Below are 23,399 nucleotides of genomic sequence, written 5' to 3'. Positions count from 1 at the left end.
GGGCCACCACCCTGATCGAGCCAGGGGAAACCCTGAGCTACGCTCCGGGGATGGCGCTGGGAACTGCGGGGATCTGGCTCGCGGTGCTGGCCGGACTCGGCGTCTCGATCGCTTCGGTCACCCGGCGATGGCGATTCGCTGCGCCGTGTGCCCTGCTTGGCGCCGTCGCCGCCTCGGCCTCGATGATCCGCCTCGGCGTGGCATTCCTCGGTGAGGACTGGCGCTACGAATACATCGCCGACCACACCCGATCAGGCATCGCTCCGCTCCCCCGCCTGGCCGGCTTGTGGGCCGGCCCCGAAGGCTCGCTCCTGCTGTGGGGCACCCTGGTCGCCTGGGCCGTTGTCGTCGCCTTGTCGGCAGCGAAGGGCGAGGCGATACGACGCTGGGTCGGCGGACTCGGCGGTGCCCTGGTCGTCGGCTACCTGGGGGTGGTGGCACTCGTCGCCTCACCGTTCGATCGCCTCGACATCCCGGCCGTCGACGGTCTCGGGCTGCAACCCATCCTCGAGCATCCGGCAATGGTGTGGCACCCACCGCTGCTCTACGCCGGCCTCGTCGGACTGCTCGTGCCGTCGCTGGCGGTGGTATCGAGTGCGTGGAGTGGCCAATCGGCGCACGTCCCAGTCCGGCGCTGGACGATACCCCTCGGCCTCCTCGCCGCCGGCCTGCTCAGCGGCGCCCGATGGGCTCACGCCGAGCTGGGTTGGGGTGGCTACTGGGCCTGGGATCCGATCGAGTCGGCCGGTCTGGCCGCATGGCTGGCCGGCGTGGCCGCATTGCACCTCCAGCGACGGCCCACGCCTGTCCCCGAGCGCGCCCTCGTGGCCATCGGTGTGCTGCCCGGTCTCGGCGCGATCTGGGCCACGACCCTCACCCGGATCGGCGTCGTGTCCTCGGTGCACGCCTTCGCCGACCGGCCGGCGTTGCGAATCTCACTGCTGACGGTCGCCGGCGCGACATCGCTCGCCTTCGTCGGCGCCGTCGTGGTCGTCCGCCCGTTGGACGATGCCGAGTCGAGCGGCCCGCCCTTCGCCCAACACCAGCACCGGCGCGTCGGCGGCTGGATCCTGCTCGTCGCCGCGCTGTACGTGGCGGCCGGGACCTACCAGCCACTGGTCGAAGCCGCCACCACCGGCGACCGACTCGCCATCGCGGGCACCTACTTCGCTCGTATCCTTTGGCCCGTTGCCATCCTCGGTGGTGCGGCCGCCGTTCGTGCCGACCGTCGCTGGTGGGCTGCGTTGGTCGGCGCCGCCATCGGTTGCATCGCCATTCCACTCGATGCCGGCGTGTACGGCCTTGCCCTGGGTGGCATCGGCGGCGCGGTCGCGGGGTCTGCCGTCTCGCTGGTGCGCAGACGCCGGCCCGGCGCCGTCGCCCACGTCGGCGCCGGACTCGTGCTCGTCGGTATCGCCGGCACCCTCGCCACGTCGGTGACGGCCGTCCGACTGGTGGTCGACGAACCACGGTCGATCGACGGGCTGACGCTCATCCACCGTTCGGTCGGCATCGACCGGAGTGACGTGACATCGACAGCGACGGCGCGCATCGATGTCGACGGCTCGTCGCTCACACCGTCGCTCGTCACCTACCACCTCCGCGGCGTCACCACCGCCGAGGTCGCGCACCGCACCCGCGGGCTCGATGAGCTCCAGGTGGTCCTCCTCGATGCCGACGGATCGTCGGCTCGCTACCGCGTCAACCGGTTCCCCCGCATCCACCTCGTGTGGATCGGCGGTGGGTTGGTCGCCCTCGGATTGGTCGGTGCTCAGTCGCGCCGGCGCTTGCGAGCGAGCAGTTGGTTCACCGTCGATCCGTCGCCGTCCGCCGTCTCTGTCGGTGAGGGCGCCGCGGCAACGGGCGGCGCGGTCGGCTGATCGCCACCGACCGGCGGACGCGGCGGCGCAGGACGGGGGGTTTCCGTCGATCGAAGAGCGGCGTTCCCCGGCGATGGAGCGTCGGTCGGGTCGGGCGTGCCGCCGGCACGATCCGGGAGCCGCGGCTCGGCCATCTTCGGCAATCGGTCGCGCAGCTGGGAGACGGTCGATGCCGCCTTGTCGGCCCCGATGGCGAGGGTGCCCCGGCGCCAGGCCAAGCGGCTCAGGGCAACAGCAACCGGCCACGCCAACAGGGCGAACAGCAGCAACCACGGCGTGAGGTCGATCCGTCGCCGCCCTGCGACCGTGCCGTCCGGCGAGAACAGATCGCTCGGCGCAGGGTCGATGCGACCACCGGTACGTGCGGCCACCCGCTCGAGCTGCGCCCGGTCGGTCGGACGAGGCGCGTACTCCGCCGGGTACGAACGTGTGGTCAAGCCAATCCCCGACCACACGGTTTCACCGCCGTCGCTGACCGTGGCACCAACCGCATACGTGCCGGCGTCGGTGACAGGCACCGTGGCGGCGAAGGTCGATCCGTCGATGCGCTCGAGCGGCACGATGGTCGACGTGCCGTCCGGCCCGGCGATGCTGGCGTTCGCGACACCGTCGGTCGGCCAGTCCTCGGCTCCTTCGAGCCGCAACTCGAGTTGACCATCGACGACCTTGGCCACGATCCCACCCCCGTCGCCAACGACCGGGAACGTGTCCTTCACGACGCCGGCCCAGAAATCCGGGGCGCCCGACCACGCCGACCAGGGTGCCGACCACCGCTCACCACCGTCGCTGGTCCACGCTGCGACTCGTCCGAGCCCGGCCTGCCACGAGGCCAGGAGTGGGTCCTCGTCGGGCCCAATCCGCAGATCAACTCGGGCCGTCGGCTTCGCCGTCGTTGCGAGATAGCCCTGGAGCACGGGGCTCTGTGTGAGGTTTCGCACGGTAGGGGCCGACGAGGCGATCAACGGCAGGAACTCGCCCTCGTTGACGAAGTCGCGCGACGCGATGACCGCCTCCTGCACGATGAGTTCGGGGATCTGGTCCAAGTTCTTCCCGGGGTAAAAGCGACCGCCGCCGGCCTCGGCGATCGGGCGAAGATCCTCGGCGGCACCCTCACCGGTGGCGACCACCGAGACGGTGATGCCCTCGGCGTAGAGCTCGGCCGCCTGATCGGCGACGGCAGCGAGACTGCCGGGTTCGGTGAAACCGTCGCTGAAGAAGATGATGTGCTTCAAGCTGGCATCGGACGCCCGGAGCGCGTCGGCCGCAGTCAAGAGGCCGGTATCGAGGAAGGTTGGGCCGTCGGGCACGATCTGTTCGAGTCCGCTGTCGATGTCCTCCTGCGACGGCGACGCCTGCAGGTCGAGGAGCCAGCTGTCGTTGGCATCCATCGACAACAGCCCCACTTCGTCGGTGGCCTCGAGCGCAGCGATCGCCCGAGCAGCAGCGTTGCGGGCGATCGCCGTCTTCGACACCCCGCCGTCGATGCGGTTGCCGCCGCCCATGCCGTTCTGCCCCTCTTCGTTGCAGTGGCAAGCGCCCATCGAGCCGCTCGAGTCGATGGCGAGTACCTCGGCCACGGTCTGACGGCGGAGGGGGTCGGTGATCTCGCTGATCACCGGGAGGATCTCCTCGAGGGCGGAATCGCGATAGCCGCCCAAGGCGTAGGAGTGCATGCCGCCAACGACCACCATGCCGCGTCCGAGGTCACGGACCGCGGCCGTCAGCGCTTCGACCTGACCGTCGCTGAGATCTCGCCGGTCGACGTCGACGAGCACGATCGAGGCGTAGCGGGTGAGTTCGTCGAGTGCCGGCACCCGACCGGGGGTGACCACGTCGTTGCCGATTCCGGCGGCGTCGAGCGTGTCGATCATCGCGGCGCCGGCACCCGAACGGCCTTCGACCACGAGGACGCGCTCGGCCCCGGCGACGGGGATCGCCGCGTAGCCCACGTCGTTGGCGGCGACGCTGTCACCGACCGCGTCGATGGTCGCCTGGTAGCGCAGCACACCCTCGTCGGTGGCGACATCGGTGAAGCGAAGCGTGTTCTCGCCGGCCTCGAGGTCGACGGTGCGGGTCTCGACGGTCTCACCATCTCGGCTCAAGGTGACGACCGCCGGACCGGCGGCGGGGGCCGACACCCGGACGTCGATCGACACCTGCTCTCCGGCCCGAGCGAGCGACGGCGCGTCGACACCGGCAACGGCGAGATCGTTGCCGATCACGGTATCGACCACCACCACGTCGACCGGGATCTCGTTGTCGGCCAGTCGGGAGATCTCATCGTCGACGTCGCCGGTGGTGGCTCGCCCGTCACTGATGAGGACGAGCCGCTTCCGTGCATCGTTGGGCAACGCGGCCGCACCGAGCCGCAGGGCAGCCGACAGATCGGTTCCCGACGGGTCGATCGTGACGCTCACATTGGCAAATGAGGGCTCGTTCCGCACGAGCTGTTCGAGCCGAGCGTCGCTACCGAACACCACGACGCCGGCAAGGTCGCCCTCGGGCTGTGCTTCGAGTGCCTCTCGCACCAGGCCGACCGCGCTCGCTGCGCCCGCCGGCCCCATCGAGTCGCTGGCGTCGATCAGGAACATGGTTGCGACGCGATCGGTCGACCGGGTGACGACCGGCGTGACCAGCGAAACCAGCAACGCCGCAGCGATCAGCCCCCGCAGGCCCATGGCCACCTGCCACTGGCCACGACCCACCCCTCGGCGGCGTCGAGCGAGCAGCGCCTCTGCGATGAGCACGGCAAGCAGCACGAGGATCGGGACGGTGCGCCATGGGACCGAACTCTGCTGATCGCCTAGCGCGGTGCCTTCGAATGCGGCCTCGAACGGGAGATCGGGTGCCGGTGCGATTACCGACTCTGCCCGTTCGATCCCGACGGCGATGGTCAGGACCGGCCGACCGGCCTGCTCGACCTGCCAGAATCCGACCGCGTCGGCGGCCGGGTACGAATAGCCGGGCGGGATCTCCTCGCTCGTGCCGGATGGCGAGGTGATGGTGGCCGCCAGCTGCGGATCGATGGGGAGATCGGCGCCCACAACGAGCCGGGGAGGGGGTGACACCAATTCGGCGACGTCGCTGACGAGTCGGTCGAAGAGTACGGGGAACGCCGCCTGCAGTGGAAGCGTGGACTGGTCGAGTTCGAAGGCGAGATACGCCATCTTGCCGTCGGCGCCGTCGGTCAGGACCAGCAAGGGCGCGCGTTCGGCACCGAGCACGATGTCGGCGTCGACCGGGGTCGTCACCTGTTGTGATGCGGCGATGCCGACTTGTGAGAGATCGAGGTCGGCAACCATGGGGATGTCGGAACGGATCAACGTGAGGATCGGACGCTCCACGATGCCGTCCGGCACCACACCTCGGGCCCCGCCCGGCGGCGCGATGGCGATCAGGGGAATCGGCGCTGCGTCGTCGGGAATCGGGACGCCGGCAGCGACCACGACATCGATCGATGGATCGAGCTCGGTCGGGTAGGTCGTCGACCGTTCGACCTGGAGGCCCGGATTGGCGGTCAGGGCGGCGTTGATGAACGGATCGTCGTCGCCAACCCACAGCACATCGAGCTCGGGGCGCTGCGAGACGGTGGCAACGGCACGATTGTCGATCGACAGGGCGTCCTCGCCCTCGAGGAACGCCTCGATCCTGTTGCCCGGCGGAACGGCCAGCGCCAGGTTGACGACCCCGCCCGGTTCGAGCTCGACGGTCGACCGAGCCGAGGTGACCCCGTCGACATCGATTCTCACCTCCTGGGTGGCCGAAGGACCACCGAAGTGCACGACGGTGACCCGTGCCAGCAACCCACCCTCGACCGGCTCCACGCTCAGCTGCGTGATGCCGCGGTTGGTGGCGGATGAACCGACTCGCTCGTAGCGGGCGCCGATGGGTGCCGCCCGAAGGTCGGCGTCGCTGACGCCGCCGTCGGAGATCAGCACCATGCGGGTGAGCGCCTCGCCGGTGTCGAGGCCCGACGCCAGCGCAAATGCGCCCGCAAAGTCGGCCGCACCATCGCCGGCCCGGATCTGGTCGAGCGCATCGACAAACGCGGAAGCATCGGTGGAATGCGACAGCAGCGCACGGGCACGGGGTCCGGCGACGATGAGGCTGGCCTCGCCGCCCTCGGGCATCTGGCCGCGGAGCTCCTCGGCACGGTCGACGGCACTGGAGAGGCGATCGGGCGAGCCATCGGTCGCACGCATCGATGCCGAGGCGTCGATGACGAAGACCGTGTGATCCGCCAACGGGAGATCGCTGAGTTGGACTGGTCGCGCCTCCAGCAGCGCCAGCAGGAGTGCGGCCAGCACCTGCGATGCCAGCAGCCAGCTGGGGATCAGCCGCTGCCAGGGGCTCGCCGCGGTCACCGGTACATCGACCTTGCGCCACAGGAAGACTGCCGACACCGCCGCCTGGACCCGGCGCGGCCGCAGGATGTGCAGAGCGATGATCGGAAGCGCCAGGAGTCCCCAGAGCAGGCCCATCGGGTTGGCGAGCCCCCACCCACCGATGCTCATCGCAAGACCCCTGCGTCTCGTGCCCGGCCGAGCAGGACCGACTCGAGGTCGTCGTCAGTGAAGGTCCGGAGATACGCACCGCCCGTGGCCCGGACACGCTGGGCGACGTCGTCGGCCCAGCCGCTCGCCAGCGAGCGATAGTCCTCGAGCGCCTTCGCCGACAGCGAGACCTCGAGCCGCTCGCCGGTCTCGGCGTCGACCAGCTCGAGGTCACCGGTCAGATCGGGGTCGAGGTCGGTTCGGTCGAGCAGGTGCACGACAACGAATTCACCCCGCCGGGCGGGTAGCCGAGCGATGCCGGCGTCCCACTCCGGCGTCAACAGGTCGGAGATGACAACGGTCAGACCGGGCGGCCCTGGCTGGGTGAGCACTCGATCGGCGGCTGCGGCGAATCCGGTCGTCCCCTCTGCGACGAGGCGCGCCACATGATCGAAGAGTGCGGTGGAGGCCGAGCGGCCACGGAAACGAGGACCGTGCACCACGGTCGGAAACGTGTGCACCGTGACCACGTCGCGTCGAATCAACGCCGAGAACCCGAGTGCCGCCGCCAGTTCCCGTGCCCGCTGCAACTTGGCACCGTCCATCGACCCCGAGGTGTCGACCAGCAGGCGCAGGGTGAGGTCGTCCTCGGCGTCGAACAGCTTGACGAGGAGGCGGTCGAGCCGGGCGAGGGCGCTGATGTCGATACGCCGTAGGTCGTCACCCGGGTAGTACTCACGGAAGTCGGCGAAGTCGAGCGATGACCCGTGTCGCGGCGAACGATGCTCACCGGCCAACCCACCGGCGAGGCGCCGACGATTTACCAGCTGCAATCGTTCGAGCCGAGCCAGCAGGCTCGGTGCAAGAAGGTCGCTCACGTGGCGGGTCCGCCCCTACTGAGCGCCACGGATGCCGGACGTCGGGGCCGGCACGGCGTCGAGGATGGTGGCGACCAGGTCGTCGGCGGTCGTGGCGTCGGCCGTGGCCTCGTAGCCGACCACCAGCCGGTGACGCAGCGCTGCAGGGGCCACTCCCCGGACGTCATCGATCGAAACCGACGGTCGGCCGTCGAGGATCGCCCGAGCCTTGCCAGCGAGGATCATGGCCTGGATCCCTCGAGGCGAGGCACCGAAACGAACGTAGCGACGAACCCGCTCCGGAGCCGTCGACTCGCCGGGATGCGAGGCGATGACCAGGTCGACGGCGTGACGTACCACGTGGTCGGGCACGGGTACCTCGCGGGTCAGCGCGATCATCGAACGCAGGGTCTCGGCGTCGCACACCCGCTCGGGGCTCGGAGCAATGGCCCCGGTCGTGCGCTCGATCACCGTCACCAGATCCTCGGCAGTGGGGAACGGCACCAGCGCCTTGAGGAGGAAGCGGTCGAGCTGGGCCTCGGGCAACGGATAGGTTCCCTCCATCTCGAGCGGGTTCTGCGTGGCCATGACCATGAACGGTCGGGGCAACGGCCGGGTTTCGCCGGCCACGGTGACCGCACGTTCCTGCATCGCTTCCAGCATGGCCGCCTGGGTCTTCGGTGTGGCTCGATTGACCTCGTCGGCGAGGACGAGATTGGCCGTGATCGGACCCGGCCGGAACTGGAGCTCGCGGTGGCCGTCTTCACTTTGCTGCAGGATCTGGGTGCCGACGATGTCGGCCGGCATCAGGTCGGGTGTGAACTGGATGCGAGACCACGGCAGATCGAGGGTCTCGGCCAGCGTCTTCAGCAACTGGGTCTTGCCGAGGCCCGGCACCCCCTCCAACAGGACGTGCCCCTCGGCGAGCAGGCAGAGCAGGACGTCCTCGATCAGTTCTCGCTGTCCGACGATCACTCGAGCGACCTGTCGAGCAATGTTGTTCGCGTGGTCGGCACATTCTTCGGGAGTCATGGCGGCCTTTCATTCCCTACTGGGACAGCAGGTCGAAATAGGACCCCACCAGTTGTTGCTGGCTGGGCGGGAGTTGACGGGTGGAAGGGGCGTTCGTGGCCCGGTCGGCGTAGTCGCCGACCACATCGGCAAGCGGGACACGGGTCGGTCCGGCCGTGGTTGGACCATCGCCCTGGCCGACGACCTCGCCCGGCGCACCGGTCGGGCTGCCGCCGAGCGCGGTCGGATCACCGGGGCTGAGCACGAGCGGGTCGACAATGGTGGCGCCCTCGTTGGTGTCGACCCTCGGTTGGTCGGTGCCGCCCGGGGTCCCGACCCCGCCCTGGCCGGCGCCGCTGCCACCGGACGCCCCGCCGACGTTGCCTTGCGCCCCTCCGCCGGCACCCTGACCGCCGCTCCCACCGCCGCCCTGACCCGACCCACTGCCCTGACCCTGACCCTGGCCCTGACCTTGTCCCTGACCCTGACCCTGACCCTGACCTTGTCCCTGACCCTGGCCCTGATCTTGTCCCTGACCCTGTCCTTGTCCCTGACCCTGGCCTTGTCCTTGGCCTTGGCCTTGAGCGAGCGCCGCCTGCGCTTGCTGCAGCGACTGCGCCGCTGCCCCAGTGGCGAGCTGGGTGGCGACGGCGTCGGACGCCAGGCCCTGCGCCAGTGCGGCCTCGCCCAGTGCAGCCGACGCCGCAGCGACGTCGCCGTTCTGGAGTGCGGCGGCGGCGTCGGCCAGAGCGGCAGCGACATCGGGATTCCCGATCGACTGGGTCTCGGCCAGGCTCTCGAGTCGCTCGGCCAGCGCAACACGCTCGTCATCGGTCATGGTGTCGACCGACTCGGCAAGCGCGGCGAGCTGTTCCGCGGCCGTACCCCCCTCGGCGGCAATGGGACGCTCGGCGACACCGGCGTCGAGCCCCTCGGCGGCCGCCCGTTGCGATGCGAAGTCGTTCGGCTTCGACAGCTCCAGCAACTCCTGGGCCTCGGCCAGCAGCTCGGACGCCTCGGCCAGATCGTCGGTGGCGCGTAGTTCCTCGACGAGGTCCTGGAGTTGCTCGGCCAGCGCCTCGGTGTTCGGGTCCTCCGCCAGCGCGTCGGCTTCGCCCTCGAGGTCGTCGGCGACCGCGTCGATCAGCTGCTGTGCCTGGGCCCGCTCGGCGCGGACATCGTCTTGGGGATTGGGAGCGAGGGACATTCCCAGGGCGGCAACCGCAAACACACCGGCGATCGCCCAGCGACGGCCAGTGGCGGGCCACGGGGCCGCAACCTCGGCTGATGCTCCCTGGCCGAGGTGTTCCGCGCGATCTCGGATCCGATCGCCGAACGGCCCTGGCAGATCTCGAAACTGCAGGGCCGCCGTGAAACTGTCACGGGTCCCGAGTCCCCGGTCGGCGGCCATCGCCACTGGCAGGTCGCCCAGACGTTGGCCAACCGCGGCGACCACGATCATGACGGCCGCGAGGACGACCAGACCGAGCGCCACCGGCTCAGGCCAGCCCCACGGGGCGATGAAACCAAGAGCGACGACCACCGCCGCCAGCCCGAGGACGGCGGGGGCGATCCACGCAGCGGTCGCGTAGGCCCACACCAGACGCAAGCGTCGCCGCATGCGAGCCAAGAACGCACTCATGTCGCGTGCATCTCCCGGCTCGGGGCGCGCAGGCGACGGATGGCCAGCACCGCGAGGACGATCGCCAAACCAGCCTGGGTCAGCAAGCTGCGCACCCAGATCGGCAGACCGCCGACGCCCTCGGCCTGGAACTGCTCGCCGGTATTGGGGTCGAAGGCAACGCCATTCTCGATCCAGACGTCGTTGCCGAACTGGCTGCGAATGAAGACTTCCTTGATCGGGCTGAACGGCCCGTCGCCGACGCCCCCAAGGTCGCCTGCGGCATCAGCGATGCCGACGAACGGGTTGGGATAGAGCGCTTCGAGCCGAGGTTCGACGGTGTCGGTCCCACGCGACGCGTCGATGACCGCAAGGACGGCGAGCCCGACCAGGGTGCCGAGCGTGAGCGCCAGCGTCAGGCCGTAGGCGGCCAGCGTCGCCGTCTGGGTGCGCCGGAAGATCGCCGAGCAGGCAACGCCCATCACCGCCAGCAGGAACCCGGTGGCCAAGAGGGTGGCGAGCGCGAGGACGACCTGGCTGAGCGAGATGCCCCCGACCAGGTACGGCACGGCCATCACCGGCAGCGAGGCAACCAACAACAGGAGGACGAAGCTCGACGACGACGCCACCTTGCCCAAGAAGATCGATCGCGGCGACATGAGGGTCACCTGCAACGGGATCAGGGTCTGGCGGTCACGCTCGCCGGCGATGGCACCGGCGCTGATCCCCGGGATGATGAACAGGAGGACGGCCATCTGTGCCGCCAGGACCCATTCGAACATCGATCGCCCCACCCGGTTGGTGAGCGCCGAGATCGGATCGTTGTTGAACGTCTGCGTCGATTCGGTGCCCTTGTAGACGACGTACATGACCACCACCAACAGCGAGAGGTAGAGCGTCATGAGGATCATCGATCGCATCGACCGGCTGCGCTGGCGGAGCTCCCGGTCGAACACCGGGTTGAGCTGCTGCACCCGACTCATTGCACGATCCCCTTGGTGATCTGGAGGAACAGGTCTTCGAGGTCATGGCTGGCGACGGTGAACTCGGCGATGTCGTGGCCGTCGGCGATCAGGCGCTTCAGCAACGCGGCCTGCTCGTGTTCATCGGCCACCGGGTAGTCGGCGGTCGCGCCACCGACGAAGGTGACGGTCACCCGCCGGCCACTGCCGAGCTGGTCGAGGATGGCCCGCGGCGACCCCGACGCGAGGAGGCGACCGGCCTCGATCACGGCGATGTCGGTACACATCTGCTGGAGCTCGGCCAGGATGTGGGAGCTGATGAGGATGGTCTTGCCCATGTTTCGCAGTTCGAGCAGCAACTCACGGAACTCGATGCGGGCCCGTGGGTCGAGGCCCGACGCCGGTTCGTCGAGGATGAGCAGCTGGGGGTCGTGGACCATCGACCGGGCCAGCGACAGGCGTTGCTTCATCCCACGCGACAACCCGTCGACCATGGCGTCGGACTTGACGTCGAGGTCGACGAGTTCGAGCAGTCCCGGCACGAGCTCGCTCCACTCGTCGCGGGGTACGCCGTAGGCCGCGGCGTGGAACTCGAGGTATTCGTCGACCCGAAGGCGGTCGTAGACCCCCATGACGTCGGGCATGTAGCCCATCACCTTGCGCACGGCCTTCGGATCGGTGACCGGGTCGTGGCCGCAGACCCGCGCCGTTCCCGCCGTCGGGACCAGCAGCGTTGCCAGAATGGCGAAGGTGGTCGACTTGCCGGCGCCGTTCGGCCCGATGATGCCGTAGACCGCACCGCGGTGGACATCGAGGTCGAACTGGTCGAGCGCCGTCAGCTGGCCGTACCGCTTGGTCAGACCACGGCACGAGATCACCATGTCGTCGGCCGGGGCCAGCGGGTCGATGAGCTGTGGCGCGGCCACCGCCGCTCCCATCGACGGCGACGCTTCCGGCGCCGTGGGAGGTGGCGGCGCGGTCGGCGGGGAGGCGTCGAAGTCGGTCATCCGTTGGCCTCCGTGCTGGTGTGTCCGAGCGGAATGATGTCGTCGTCGCCGGTCGCGAGCCGAAGCTCGGGAAGTGGCTCGCTGACGCTCCACATGTCGCAGGTCATCTGCACTCGGAGGTAGACGACCCCGTCGGTGGAAGCCGAGGCCGGCAACCCGATCACCGGATCGGCCTCCTCGATGCTCGCCATCTGGCCCGGCACCCACTCGCCCCCGTCCCACACGTCGAACGCCGCCACCGAGCGACGGTTGATCTCGATGACCGCGGTCTCGTCGGCACCGATCGTGTCGCCGGGCCGCACGGCGTAGGTGAGCGGGAAGTCAGTGCAGACGCCGCCCGCCGGGACGTCGCTCACCCGGGAGCCGTTGTAGCCGCGAAGATACGTGACCTGGTTGGTGAGCGACGACACCCCGGACGTCTCGAGTGGCACGACCGACACGAACGCGGTGCGCCCCGCTTCGACGATCGACCCTCCCTCGGTCCTGACCGGCCCGGGTGCGTCCCTGGTCCAGCCCGACGCCATGACCAGACCGGGCGATCGAATGCCGGGACGCAGCGACAGCCAGCTGATCAGCACGCCGGGATTGGACACCCCGTCGTTGGCGGACCACGGATCGTTCTGCATCATCCGCTCCATCAACGGATCGCCATTGAACGGCGACCGGTTGAGCCCACTGATCTTGATGTCCTTGCTCGCTCCGGCGTCGAGCGAACCGACATTTGCGACGCCCTGCCCCGACGAGACCAGTACCTCGGACAGGTCGAAGGCCGTGAGGTTGGTGACCGTTCCGACGAGTTCGTTGCCGTCGGGGCGAACGTCGATCGCGAACGCGGGCGGGCCTGCCGGTTCGGTGGTCTCGGCTGCCAGCACACCGATGCCGCCGGGATCGAGCTCGGTCAGCACGGCGCCGTCTCGCTGGATCGGCACCGCAGCCACAGCGACCGGTCCACCCCAGTTCTCCTCATTGGTCGAGATCGAGCGCCAACCGTCGGGCAACTCGATCCCCTCGAGCCCGCCGTTGGCCGAGGTGACCAACACGTGCGACAGCACCTGGCGGGAGGTGGGCAGATCGGCGATCACCGTGGTGTGTGCCGTGTTGGCGCCCTCTCGAAGTTGCAGCCCCACCGCCCAGACCCCGACGGCGGTGACCACGGCGAGCCCCGGCACCGCCAGCCACATGCCCGGCTCGCTCCGGCGCCGACGGAGCAGGAACCACATCACCGGGCCAACGACGATCGTGTAGGCGAGCAGTCCGAGTGCGAGTGACCCGATGGCCGGGATCTTCACCCCCGCGTCGCGGGCCAGCATGATCGAGGTCGGGAACCCACCGAAGAAGCCGCCCCACGGGAAGTCGTCGGCCGACCGCGGTGTCGTGGGGGCGAACACGTCATCGAATCCACCGAGGGCAGCCGATCCGCCGGTGAAGGTGACCGACCCGATGCCGTACGCCACTCGTTCGCTGGTCGCGTCACCAATCGGGACGACGAGCGGGGTGCCGACAGGGGCATCGACCACGAGTTCCCCGCCTCCGGAGCCGAGCCATCCTTCGAGCGATTCGAGCTGGTCGGACGTGAGTGCCTCGAGATCGCCCGGCGTCGCCAAGATCTGGCTGAACGGCGACAGCACATCGGGGCCGTAGTCGAGCAGCGCAACGTCGAACGGGAAGAGGCGGGCCTGGCCGATGTCGACGGTCAGATCGGCCGTGGCGGGAAGCTCTCGACCGGCCAGCTCGGGAAGCACGCCGACGATCTCGTCGCCGTTCGGCCCGGTGATGTTTGCCCTGACGGTCTTGTCGTTGTCCTTGCCGTCGGCGTCGAAGGTCACCGAGGCCGACGTGGTCCACGGCAGTGTGCCCACCATCACCACCACCTGCTTCTCGCTCCCTCCCGGCACCTCGACGTACTGCGAAGCCGACGCCTGCCCGTCGAACGAGACCCGCAGCGTCCCTTCGACTGCGCCGTCGGCGGCGATCGTGACAAGCAGCGGTGTGGTGGCACCCGGTTGGTAGTGGCCGTCTGCCGGGGTCGTGACGGTCAGATCGGTGGCGGCGCCGGCGGCCGTCGTCCAACCGAATACGCCAACGATCGCGACGAGCGCGATCGTCACTTGCCGCCACTGGTGCATCACGGAGCCTCGTTGGGTTGCTGGTGCTTGCGCATCATTGCACCTCCCAGACGAACGGGGACTCGTTTCGGTTCCCCATCGGGAAGATTTTTCGCGCTAGCGAGTAATCGAGCACCGCACGATGGTGCCGCCCGGTCCGGGGATGATCTCACGCCCTCGGGCGAGAAGATCGACGATGGCCAGACCGCGATGGCGCATCGAGAGTGGATCGGGCATCGAGCTCGTTGCCGGAATCGGGAGATCGACCACGCCGAGGTGGGTCAGTTCGACTCGGATGTCTTGATCCTCGACGGCGACCTTGACCTCGAGCTTCTCCGCACCACCGTGCTCGAAACCATTGACGGCGAGTTCGGTCACGACGAGCCCGGTGTCGGCTGCTGGCGTCCCACTGACACCTCGGCGCCCGAGCAGAGCGGCAATGTCACCTCGGAGCCGCTCCAGTTCCTGCACTGATTCGATCGTGGTGGTCAGCATGAGGTTTCCAGCAACAGGAGCGACGCTGTCGTGATGGCACAGGCGAGGGTGTACGGGTCCTCCCTCGCATCGGCAGATGTCGCAGATGATTGATGGGTCGACGGCAACGAGTACCGCCGCAACAGCTCAGCCGAGCGGTGCTGCTGCCCCGGCGAACTGAGCGTGGTAGAGCGCAGCGTACGCTCCCTTCGCTGCGAGCAGCGAGTCGTGCGTTCCCTGCTCGACGATCCGGCCGTGTTCCATCACCAGGATCACATCGGCGCCACGGATCGTCGACAGCCGGTGAGCGATCACGAAGCTGGTCCGATTCGCTCGCAGTGCGTTCATCGCTTCTTGGATCAACACCTCGGTACGGGTATCGACCGAGCTGGTCGCCTCGTCGAGGATGAGGATGGCAGGGTCGGCAAGGAAGGCTCGAGCGATGGTCATCAGCTGCTTCTCGCCGGTGGAGATGTTGTCGCCCTCGTCGTTGATGAGAGTGTCGTAGCCATCGGGCAGCGAATGCACGAACCGGTCGACGTAGGTGACGCGAGCCGCTTCGCGAATCTGTTCTTCGGTCGCGTCGGGATTTCCGTAGGCGAGGTTGTCGCGGATCGTGCCGCCGAACAGCCAGGTGTCCTGGAGCACCATCCCGATCTCGGAGCGGAGTTCGTTCCTCGGGAAGGCCGCGATGTCACGTCCGTCGAGCGTGATGCGGCCCCCGTCGAGGTCGTAGAAGCGCATGATCAGGTTGACGAGCGTGGTCTTCCCGGCACCCGTGGGTCCGACGATCGCCACGGTTTGGCCAGGTTCGGCGACCACCGACAGGTGCTCGATCAACGGCTCGTCAGGAAGATACGAGAACGACACGTCGTCGAACACGACCCGACCGACGACGTCGAGACCACCAGGCGTGGGGTCTTGTTCCGGCGTCTGCTCCTCGGCATCGATGAACTCGAGCACCCGTTCGAGCGAGGCGATACCCGACTGGAACACGGTCGCCATCGACGCCAGGTGGCTCAGCGGCTGGGAGAACTGGCGTGCGTACTGGATCATCGCCTGCATGTCGCCGACGCTGATCGCACCACTGGAGATCCGCAGCCCGCCGACGACGGCGATCAGCATGTACTGGATGTTTCCCATGAACATGGTGGCGGGCTGGATCAGGCTCGAGGTGAACTGGGCGCCGAAGCTGGCTTCGTACACCTTGTCGTTCTCGGCCCGGAACCGGGCTTCCGCCTCACGCTGACGACCGAAACTCTTCACGATCGCGTGGCCGGTGAACACCTCTTCGACCTGGGCGTTGAGCTGACCGGTGTGCTTCCACTGCTCCATGTACTGAGGGCGCGCCCGGCCACCGATCTTCTTCATCAACAGCACCGAGGCGGGCACCGTGACGAGGGCGACGACCGCCAGCACCGGTGAGATGACGAACATCATGACGGTGACCCCGAGCAACGTGAGCAGCGAGGTGAGGATCTGCGACAACGTCTGTTGCAGGCTCTGCGCCAGATTGTCGATGTCGTTCGTGACCCGGCTCAGCAGGTCGCCGCGGGGCTGGCGGTCGACGTAGCTCAACGGCAGGCGGGTGAGTTTCTCTTCGACCGCTTCACGCAAGGAGTACATCGTCCGCTGGACGACGCCCGCCAACACGTACGCCTGCAGATACCCGAGCACCCACGACGCGAAGTAAAGGGCAGCGACGAGCAGCAGCCGGCGGTGCAGAGCGTCGAAGTCGATCCCGCCATTGGGACCGGTGCCGCGGCCGGTGATGCCACGGAAGATGATGTCGGTGGCGCCGCCGAGCAGGCGAGGACCAAGAACGACCAGGGTCACGCTGATCAGGGTGACGAGGACGACGGCGCCGAGCGCGACGCGTTCGGCCGACAGCAACTGGCCGAGCCGCCGCACGGCAGCGCCGAAGTCGTTGCTCTTCTCGACCGGCATGCCGGCGCCCGAACCGAACGCTCCACGATTGCGTTCCGAACCGGTTCCGCCGTGATTCAGGATCTTGCGGTCCTCTTCGGACGTGCCCTTGCGCTGGTTCATGCTGCCACCTCGTCTCGGTTCTGCGACGCCACGATCTCGGCGTACGTCGGACAGTTGGCGACGAGTTCGGCGTGCGTTCCTCTTCCGACAACTCGACCGTCTTCCAGCACGAGGATTTGCTCGGCGTCGATGATGGTCGACACCCGCTGGGCGACCAAGATCACCGCCGACTGCCGAGTGTGTGGAGCCAGTGCTGCCCGCAATCGGGCGTCGGTGAGCAGGTCGAGCGCCGAGAAGGAATCATCGAACACGTACAGCTCCGGCTTGACGACGAGGGCCCGGGCGATCGCGAGCCGTTGACGCTGCCCACCGGAAACGTTCGTGCCGCCCTGGGCGATCGTGCTGTCGAGCCCGTCGGGCATCTCTCGGACGAAGTCGGCCGCCTGGGCGATCTCGAGGGCCTCCCACATCTCGTCGTCGGTGGCGTCTGGGCGCCCGTAGCGAAGGTTGCTGGCCACGGTCCCGGAGAACAGATAGGGCTTCTGTGGGACGTAGCCCACCTTGCTCCACAGCAGATCCGGATCGAGCCGGCGGACATCGACGCCGTCGACCAGCACCGTGCCGCCGGTCGCATCGAACAGCCGGGGGATCAGATCGACGAGCGTGGTCTTGCCCGCACCGGTACTGCCGATGATGGCGGTGGTCTGACCGGCCTGCGCCTTGAAGGAGACGTTGGACAACACCGGTTGATCGGCGCCCGCGTAATGGAAGCTGACGTCGTCGAACTCGAGCGTGCCGCGCTCGGCGACCTCGGTGACCGGGTCGACCGGGGCGGCGACCGACGACGGCGTGTCGAGGACCTCGGCGATCCGATCGGCGGCGACCGACGCTCGCGGGATCATCGAGATCATGAAGGTGGCCATGACGACGGCCATCAGGATCTGGATGAGGTAGGTCAGGTAGGCGACGAGCGAGCCGAGTTCGAGTTGCCCGGCATCGATCCGGTTCGCTCCGACCCACAGCACGGCGATGCTCGAGATGTTGATGATGAACATCACGGTCGGGAACATGCCGGCCATCAGACGGCCGGTGCGGAGCGAGGTCTCGGTCAGCTCCGCGTTGGCTTCGGCGAACCGCGCCCGTTCCTGGGGTTCGCGCACGAACGCACGGACCACACGGATCCCGGTGATCTGCTCCCGCAACACCCGGTTGACCCGGTCGATGCGGACCTGCATCAGTTGGAACGACGGCACCATCCGCGACACGAGGAACCCGAGTACGAGGACCGCTCCGGGGATGGCGAAGGCGAGCACGACCGACAGCCCGACGTCTTCCCGGAGCGCCATCACCAACCCGATCACGAGTGTGAGCGGGGCCGCCACCATCATCGTGCAGACGAGGACGACGAGGGTCTGCACCTGCTGGACGTCGTTGGTGATCCGGGTGATCAGCGAGGGGGCGCCGAACTGGCCGACCTCACGGGCCGAGAAGGCAGTGACCTGGTGGAACAGGTCACGTCGCACGTCACGGCCGAACCCCATGGCCGCCTTCGCACCGAACCAGACGGCGCCGGCCGCGAACACGATCTGCACGAAGGAGAAGGCCAGCATGATCGAGCCGAGCCGCCAGATCGCCGCGTTGTCGCCGGTCAAGACGCCGTCGTCGATGATCCGCGCATTCAGCGTCGGCAGGGTCAACGATGCGAAGGTCTGCACTGCCTGCAGTACCACCACGAGCCCGAGGATCTTGCGGTACGGGCCGAGATGGCTGAACAGGAGTTGGCGAAGTTTCATGGGCGATCCTCGATACGGAGATTCATGGGCGCACCTCGACGCCGTGGAGAAAGAACTGGACGATGTCGGCGGCGATGTGGGGGACACCGGCGACCATCGGATGCGTCAGGGCGAGGGTGAGCGCCCGCAGAAGTCGTGCGGCTTCAGCCGGTGAGGTCGACCATCGATCGGCGTGCGAGGCCATCAGCGCCGTCAGCGCGTCGGAATCGGGCATGGGCCGCGACGCCCGGGCACGCAACTCTGGACCGAGCGCCGACAGCAAGTTCCATACGTCGGTGATGCGCCGCTGGATGATCTCGGTGGCCGCGATCAGGGCGGCCTCGAGTTCGAGTTCGGCGTCGATGGCCTCGAGCGCGTCGTCGATCGAGTTTCGGTCGAGGGCAGCCTCGAGCGTGGCGGCCAGGAGCTCGGATTTGTCGCTGAACACCCGAAAGATCGTGCCTTCGGCGATACCGGCCGCCTCGGCGATCTGCCGTGTCGTCACCTGCTCGCCGTGCTGGAACAGCAACGGAACGGTGGCTTCGATGATGGCCAAACGACGTTCACTCGCCGGCAGTGATCGAGCTCTTGTCGCCGGTGCCATCGGTGGAGAGTACCGGAGTGAGTGAGCACTCACTCACTCCGGCAGTCGCTTGCCGATGCCGTCGATGGGTAGCGTGAGCAGGTGATCGACGACTGGGAGATCGACGGCGACTTCGAGCGCGATGGTGCAGTGTGCGTCCGCCAGGCGTTCGACGCCGAGCTGCTCGCACTCGCCACCGAGGCCATCGACGCCAACCTTGCCGACCTGTCGCCACGAGCCAAGCGGGCAAGTGCCGCCGGCGACGGCGCCTTCGTCGAGGACTTCTGCAATTGGCGGCGCTTCCCGGCCATGGAGATGTTCATACGCTCCTCCCCCGCCGCCGCCATCGCCGCAGCGCTGACCAAATCGGCGGCGATCCGGCTCTACCACGACCATATGCTGACCAAGGAGCCCGGCACGGCGCAGCGCACCCCGTGGCACCAGGACCAGCCGTACTACAACGTCGACGGTCGCCAGAACGCCAGCCTGTGGTTCCCGGTCGATCCGGTGCCACGAGCTTCCACGCTCGAGTTCATCGCCGGGACACATCGCGGTCCGTGGTTCATGCCTCGCACGTTCCTCGATGGCCGGGCGGCATGGTTCCCCGAGGGCTCGCTCGAGGAGCTCCCCGACTTCGCGGCCGATCCCGAGCGGTGGCGGGTGATCGGCTGGGAACTCGAACCTGGCGATGCCGTCTTCTTCGACATGGCAACGGTGCACGGCTCGGCCGGAGTACCCGCCGGCGGCCACCGTCGGCGAGTCCTCTCGGTCCGCTTTCTCGGCGACGACATGGTGCACGCCCCTCGGCCCTGGGTGACCTCGCCGCCCTTCCCAGGGCTGGAGGACGAGCTCCCCACCGGTGCCCCCATGGACCATCCGCTGTTCCCGGTGCTCTGGCCCCTCAGCTGACCGAGTCGAGCAGGCCGTCCACGGCGGAGCGGCCGTCGGCAGTGACGGTGATCACCTCGGCACCGGTGTCGGTGACGACCACGGTGTGCTCGAACTGAGCGGAGACCATCGAGTCGTCGACGTGCTCGGTCCAGCCGTCGTCGGCCTGGGTGAACTCGGGACGTCCGCTGTAGAGCATCGGTTCGACGGTCAGACTCATCCCTGCCACGAGCATGGTGTCGTCGCCACGGCTGACGCAGTGGTGCACGTGGGGATCGGTGTGGAAGGTCTGGCCGATCCCATGCCCGCCATACTCGGCCACCACGCCGAAACCGAAGGATGCTGCATACGGCTCGATGGCCTCGGCGATCGACTGGAGCGGGACACCGTGGCGGATGGCGGCGATGCCTCGGAGCGTGGCCGCCCGGGTGACGTCGATCAGGGTGTGCGTGGCCTCGTCGACGGTGCCCACTGCGAAGGTTGCCGATGTATCGCCGTGCATGCCTTCGACGTAGGCCGTGACGTCGATGTTGACGATGTCGCCGTCCTCGAGCGGACGGCTGTCGGGGATGCCGTGACAGATCACGCCGTTCACCGAGGTGCAGATCGACTTCGGGAACCCGTAGTACCCCAGGGTGCTGGGGTAGGCGCCGTGGGCGAGGTAGGTGTCGTGGGCGATCGCATCGAGCTCGTCGGTGGTGATGCCGGGAGCAACCGCCCGCCCGGCGGCCAGGAGCACCTCGGCGGCCACGTTGCCGGCTCGCCGGAGTCGTTCGAGCGATTCGGCCGTCTGGATCTGCGGACCCGTTGGCGTGGTCACCCGGCCAAGTCGGACGTAGTCGGGTCGCACGATGTGGTCGGGCACGGCGCGTTGCGCACTGACCGTGCCGAGTTCGACGGGGCGACGAAGGAAGTCGGTCGGGTCGGCGTGGCAGGATCGGCGCGGCGATCCCGATCCGCACCAGCAGAGGGCAACCGAACGCCGGCGCTTGAAAAGTCGTCCATTGAGCACCTGCCAATCCTAAGCTCGGGCGATGGCAGCGGCTCACGACCCCGGGCGACGGGTCCCGATCGACATACGAGCGTTCGCCATGTTCGACCGGGCGTTGCATCGGCTCTATGCCGACGTCGTGCTCGACCTCGATGAAGCCACGGCCGAGTTCTCCTCCACCGACGATCCCGATCTCGCGTCGGCGCTCGCCGCGCTGATCGCCACCGTGCACCGACAGGAGCTGCGCTACGACGAGGCCACGGCATGGTTCGACCGCTCGATCGCCACCGCCCCGCCGGCGTCGTGGTCCGCTGGGCTGGCCATGACGCTCAAGGCCGGGCTGCTGAGTTGGCAAGGCTCGATTGCAAAGGCGCAGGAGCTGGTCGATCGAGCCGAGTCCTACATGCCCGACGAACTTCGTCACCTCGTGACACTCCAACGCGCCTTCATCGCCGGCGCCACCGATCGTTTGGCCGAAGCGCAGGTCCACGCCGTCGCCGCTCGCGACGGAGCACTGCGCAATGGCGACCTGTCTCGATGGGCAATGGGCCGCTTCATCGAGGGCCGGTGCCAACATCTCCAAGGCAACGTCGTCGAAGCAGAAGCGGCGTTCCGGTCGATCCTGCTCCGCCCGGGCCTGCCGGAACGACTCGTCACCATCACCATCGGCTGGCTCGGCCTGAACCTGGCGCGTCAGGGAGCGGTGACCGGCGCCATCAACCGATTCGAACAGGCACGGGTGCGGTTCGCCACCTGGCCTCGTGGCGCGATGGAGTTCGGTCCCGCGTTTGCCAGCACCTATCTCTCGATCAATCTGCTCGATCTGGCGCACCAGGTGGCCACCCAGACCGTCGAATCGGCGATCGCCCTCGATGAATCGCTGAGTCTCGCGTCTGCACTCGTGGTGCTCGCCCGCGTCGACATCGGCCGCGGCCAACTCGACTCGGCCCGGACCGACCTCCGCACAGCTCACGACCTGCTCGTTGCCCAAGAGCGGCCCCGCCGGGCTGAACAGGCACGCCGCCTCCTCGACCTTCTCGATTCCCCTGAACCGCCCGAGTGGCTCACCGTCGAGCACCTCACCGACGACCCGACGCTCAGTCGGGCCCTGCTCCAGCTCGCCCATGAACGACCGGAAGCGAGCGATCGCTATCTCACGGCGGCCGCGCAGGGCCTGGACGCACCCAGCGGTGCGGTACGGGCAATGGCACGCTACGGCACGATCCTGCTGGAGTTGTCGGCAGGACGATTGGAAGCAGCCCAGGCCGAGGTGCCGCGACTCCTCGACGAGCTGACCCGCAGGACCGAAACGATCGACGCACTCGACGTACGCGCCGCCGGGCTCGAGTTGGTCGACATTCGGCGCTTGGCGGTCGCGTTCGCACTCGCCGGACGAGACGACGTGCTCTTCCAGATCCTGGAGATGCACGAACGAGCCACATTCGATTTCGCGCTGGCCGAGCATGACATCGGTCCGCTCCGCTCCGGGCTGGCAGCGCTGCGCACGACGGTGGCTGCGCTCGATGCTGCGTCCGTCGACACGGCTGAACTGTCCGACTTGGATCGACGCCTCAAAGACCTCGACGGTGTTCGACGAGTCGATCGTGTCTTGCGTGCCGGTGCGGTGCCGCCGATGCCCCGACTGGGATTCGTCGCCGCCAATGGGCGTGTTTACCGGGCGACGTTCGACGGCGACGATCGATCATTCATCGACATCGGCGCGGCCGCCGACCTCGAGTCGCTCATCCGCCGCCTCCGGTTTGCGGTTGCGGCAGCGAGCATGGATCCGCACGGGTCCGAACGGATCGACCTGACGGCGCACGCACTCCAGGAGCTGTTGTTCGCCGGCATCACGTTGGCCGATGGCGAGGAATACTCGATCCGACCGGGCCAGAGCTTGATCTCGGTGCCGTGGCGGCTGCTCCCGATCGCCCGCACGAACCGAGTCCCACTCCGAATCGGCTCGCCCTATCCACGCCGCGACCGAGCCCCGCTCCCGCAGCGAATCCTCTCCGTCTCGTGCGCCGGACCGGGCGAACATGCCACGACCGAAGCGACCGCCGTCGCCAGTCACTACCCCGAGGCGACCGTGCTCGTCGGCAAGGCCGCGACACCGACGGCGTTCCTCACGGCATGTGTCGATCACGACGTCGTCCACATTGCCGGCTACCAAGCGCTGGTCCAGCGGGAACGGCTGGTCACGACCTTGGCACTCGGTGGCGGCCCCCTCACGATGCTGGACCTGGGCCAGGTCCCAAGCGTCGCTCCGATCGTCGTGGTGGCGTCGAGCCGTGTCACCGCCGTGCATTCGCGCACCCACGACGTCAACCTGGCGTTGGCCCAAACGCTCATCGCTCGCGGCGCTCACGAAGTCGTCGTGTCGCCGGTCGACCTCGCACCCGAACACGCCGTGGCGGTCTTGCCTGCGCTGCACGCCGGACTGGCCGCAGGACAAACGGCGGTCGAGTCGCTCGAGCTCCTCCGATTCGACGACCCTGAACTCCAACGCGCCGCCGACTGCCTCATGTGCATCGAGGCCGACCACGCCGCCGGCCCCGGCACCTCAGCAGTGGAGCGGTAGGCTCGCCGCGATGGAACCGCAGCGCCCATCGGAGTCCCCCAGCCATCCGCCGCTCCAGACCGCGCTTCTGCTGATCGGAGTGCTGGTGCTCCTGGTTGGACTGGCAGCGCTCAGCACCTTCGGCTGACAACGCCGATCCGCACGACGGTGCGTCGCCCAGCCCTCACTCGCTCGGGCGCAGGCCG

Annotated in this window: 15 protein-coding genes; 3 read left to right on the top strand and 12 right to left on the bottom strand. The window is 68.2% G+C overall.

Going from position 1 to position 23,399, the window contains the following annotated elements; genetic code table 11:
* The first annotated feature begins 50 nt into the window (after positions 1-50).
* Entirely contained in the window at positions 51-1,880 is a 1,830-nt protein-coding gene (gene ccsA / locus R2733_22215; GenBank protein ID MEZ5379230.1) for a cytochrome c biogenesis protein CcsA, read from the top strand.
* Here the strand turns inward: ccsA and R2733_22210 are convergent.
* The 11 genes from R2733_22210 to R2733_22160 all read right to left on the bottom strand — a co-directional run bounded on the left by R2733_22210 (position 1,772) and on the right by R2733_22160 (position 18,775).
* On the bottom strand, positions 1,772-6,394 hold the full coding sequence (locus R2733_22210; protein MEZ5379229.1) for a VWA domain-containing protein: 4,623 nt from the start codon (positions 6,392-6,394) through the stop codon (positions 1,772-1,774). The two genes, ccsA and R2733_22210, sit on opposite strands and share 109 nt — an antisense overlap.
* Positions 6,391-7,251 (bottom strand): DUF58 domain-containing protein, encoded by an 861-nt coding sequence (locus tag R2733_22205; protein ID MEZ5379228.1) that lies wholly within the window; start codon positions 7,249-7,251, stop codon positions 6,391-6,393. The genes R2733_22210 and R2733_22205 overlap by 4 nt, the downstream gene beginning before the upstream one ends.
* Before the next feature lie 15 nt (positions 7,252-7,266).
* Complete coding sequence (locus tag R2733_22200; protein ID MEZ5379227.1) at positions 7,267-8,262, bottom strand: MoxR family ATPase; 996 nt, start codon at positions 8,260-8,262, stop codon at positions 7,267-7,269.
* A 16-nt stretch (positions 8,263-8,278) separates the two neighbouring features.
* Positions 8,279-9,883, bottom strand: a complete 1,605-nt coding sequence (locus tag R2733_22195; protein MEZ5379226.1) for a hypothetical protein — start codon at positions 9,881-9,883, stop codon at positions 8,279-8,281.
* Complete coding sequence (locus tag R2733_22190; protein MEZ5379225.1) at positions 9,880-10,845, bottom strand: ABC transporter permease; 966 nt, start codon at positions 10,843-10,845, stop codon at positions 9,880-9,882. The genes R2733_22195 and R2733_22190 overlap by 4 nt, the downstream gene beginning before the upstream one ends.
* Entirely contained in the window at positions 10,842-11,831 is a 990-nt protein-coding gene (locus R2733_22185) for an ABC transporter ATP-binding protein (protein MEZ5379224.1), read from the bottom strand. The genes R2733_22190 and R2733_22185 overlap by 4 nt, the downstream gene beginning before the upstream one ends.
* Positions 11,828-13,957: a hypothetical protein gene (locus R2733_22180; protein ID MEZ5379223.1), complete on the bottom strand. Its 2,130-nt coding sequence runs from the start codon at positions 13,955-13,957 to the stop codon at positions 11,828-11,830. Before R2733_22180 ends, R2733_22185 begins: the two co-directional genes overlap by 4 nt.
* A 96-nt stretch (positions 13,958-14,053) precedes the next feature.
* The gene (locus tag R2733_22175; GenBank protein ID MEZ5379222.1) at positions 14,054-14,431 is read right to left on the bottom strand and encodes a hypothetical protein; all 378 of its coding nucleotides are present in this window, start codon (positions 14,429-14,431) and stop codon (positions 14,054-14,056) included.
* 126 nt (positions 14,432-14,557) lie between these two features.
* A complete protein-coding gene (locus R2733_22170) occupies positions 14,558-16,459 on the bottom strand; it encodes an ABC transporter ATP-binding protein (GenBank protein ID MEZ5379221.1) in 1,902 nt (633 codons plus the stop codon).
* Complete coding sequence (locus R2733_22165) at positions 16,456-18,192, bottom strand: ABC transporter ATP-binding protein (GenBank protein ID MEZ5379220.1); 1,737 nt, start codon at positions 18,190-18,192, stop codon at positions 16,456-16,458. Before R2733_22165 ends, R2733_22170 begins: the two co-directional genes overlap by 4 nt.
* A gap of 22 nt (positions 18,193-18,214) precedes the next feature.
* Positions 18,215-18,775, bottom strand: coding sequence for a helix-turn-helix domain-containing protein (locus tag R2733_22160; protein MEZ5379219.1), 561 nt, complete (start codon positions 18,773-18,775; stop codon positions 18,215-18,217).
* A gap of 81 nt (positions 18,776-18,856) precedes the next feature.
* On the opposite strand from R2733_22160, the gene R2733_22155 reads away from it, so the two are divergent.
* The gene (locus R2733_22155) at positions 18,857-19,663 is read left to right on the top strand and encodes a phytanoyl-CoA dioxygenase family protein (GenBank protein MEZ5379218.1); all 807 of its coding nucleotides are present in this window, start codon (positions 18,857-18,859) and stop codon (positions 19,661-19,663) included.
* On the opposite strand, the gene map is transcribed toward R2733_22155, so the two are convergent.
* On the bottom strand, positions 19,656-20,654 hold the full coding sequence (gene map, locus R2733_22150; GenBank protein ID MEZ5379217.1) for a type I methionyl aminopeptidase: 999 nt from the start codon (positions 20,652-20,654) through the stop codon (positions 19,656-19,658). The genes R2733_22155 and map overlap by 8 nt on opposite strands.
* 22 nt (positions 20,655-20,676) lie before the next feature.
* Here map and R2733_22145 point away from each other — a divergent pair, with 22 nt between their 5' ends.
* Complete coding sequence (locus R2733_22145) at positions 20,677-23,214, top strand: CHAT domain-containing protein (GenBank protein MEZ5379216.1); 2,538 nt, start codon at positions 20,677-20,679, stop codon at positions 23,212-23,214.
* Positions 23,215-23,399: the final 185 nt, after the last annotated feature.

The sequence above is a fragment of the Acidimicrobiales bacterium genome (assembly GCA_041394265.1).
In the GTDB taxonomy this organism is placed as follows: domain Bacteria; phylum Actinomycetota; class Acidimicrobiia; order Acidimicrobiales; family SZUA-35; genus JBBQUN01.
The sequence above is the reverse complement of the archived record's forward strand: the minus strand, read 5'-3'. Positions and strand labels throughout refer to the sequence as shown.

Excerpts from the sequence above, each read along its gene's own strand:
- ccsA (MEZ5379230.1), top strand. The coding sequence starts at position 51 with ATGGCGCTGGGAACTGCGGGGATCTGGCTCGCGGTGCTGGCCGGACTC.
- R2733_22210 (MEZ5379229.1), bottom strand. The coding sequence starts at position 6,394 with ATGAGCATCGGTGGGTGGGGGCTCGCCAACCCGATGGGCCTGCTCTGG.
- R2733_22200 (MEZ5379227.1), bottom strand. The coding sequence starts at position 8,262 with ATGACTCCCGAAGAATGTGCCGACCACGCGAACAACATTGCTCGACAG.
- R2733_22195 (MEZ5379226.1), bottom strand. The coding sequence starts at position 9,883 with ATGAGTGCGTTCTTGGCTCGCATGCGGCGACGCTTGCGTCTGGTGTGG.
- R2733_22190 (MEZ5379225.1), bottom strand. The coding sequence starts at position 10,845 with ATGAGTCGGGTGCAGCAGCTCAACCCGGTGTTCGACCGGGAGCTCCGC.
- R2733_22185 (MEZ5379224.1), bottom strand. The coding sequence starts at position 11,831 with ATGACCGACTTCGACGCCTCCCCGCCGACCGCGCCGCCACCTCCCACG.
- R2733_22180 (MEZ5379223.1), bottom strand. The coding sequence starts at position 13,957 with ATGCACCAGTGGCGGCAAGTGACGATCGCGCTCGTCGCGATCGTTGGC.
- R2733_22175 (MEZ5379222.1), bottom strand. The coding sequence starts at position 14,431 with ATGCTGACCACCACGATCGAATCAGTGCAGGAACTGGAGCGGCTCCGA.
- R2733_22170 (MEZ5379221.1), bottom strand. The coding sequence starts at position 16,459 with ATGAACCAGCGCAAGGGCACGTCCGAAGAGGACCGCAAGATCCTGAAT.
- R2733_22165 (MEZ5379220.1), bottom strand. The coding sequence starts at position 18,192 with ATGAAACTTCGCCAACTCCTGTTCAGCCATCTCGGCCCGTACCGCAAG.
- R2733_22160 (MEZ5379219.1), bottom strand. The coding sequence starts at position 18,775 with ATGGCACCGGCGACAAGAGCTCGATCACTGCCGGCGAGTGAACGTCGT.
- R2733_22145 (MEZ5379216.1), top strand. The coding sequence starts at position 20,677 with ATGGCAGCGGCTCACGACCCCGGGCGACGGGTCCCGATCGACATACGA.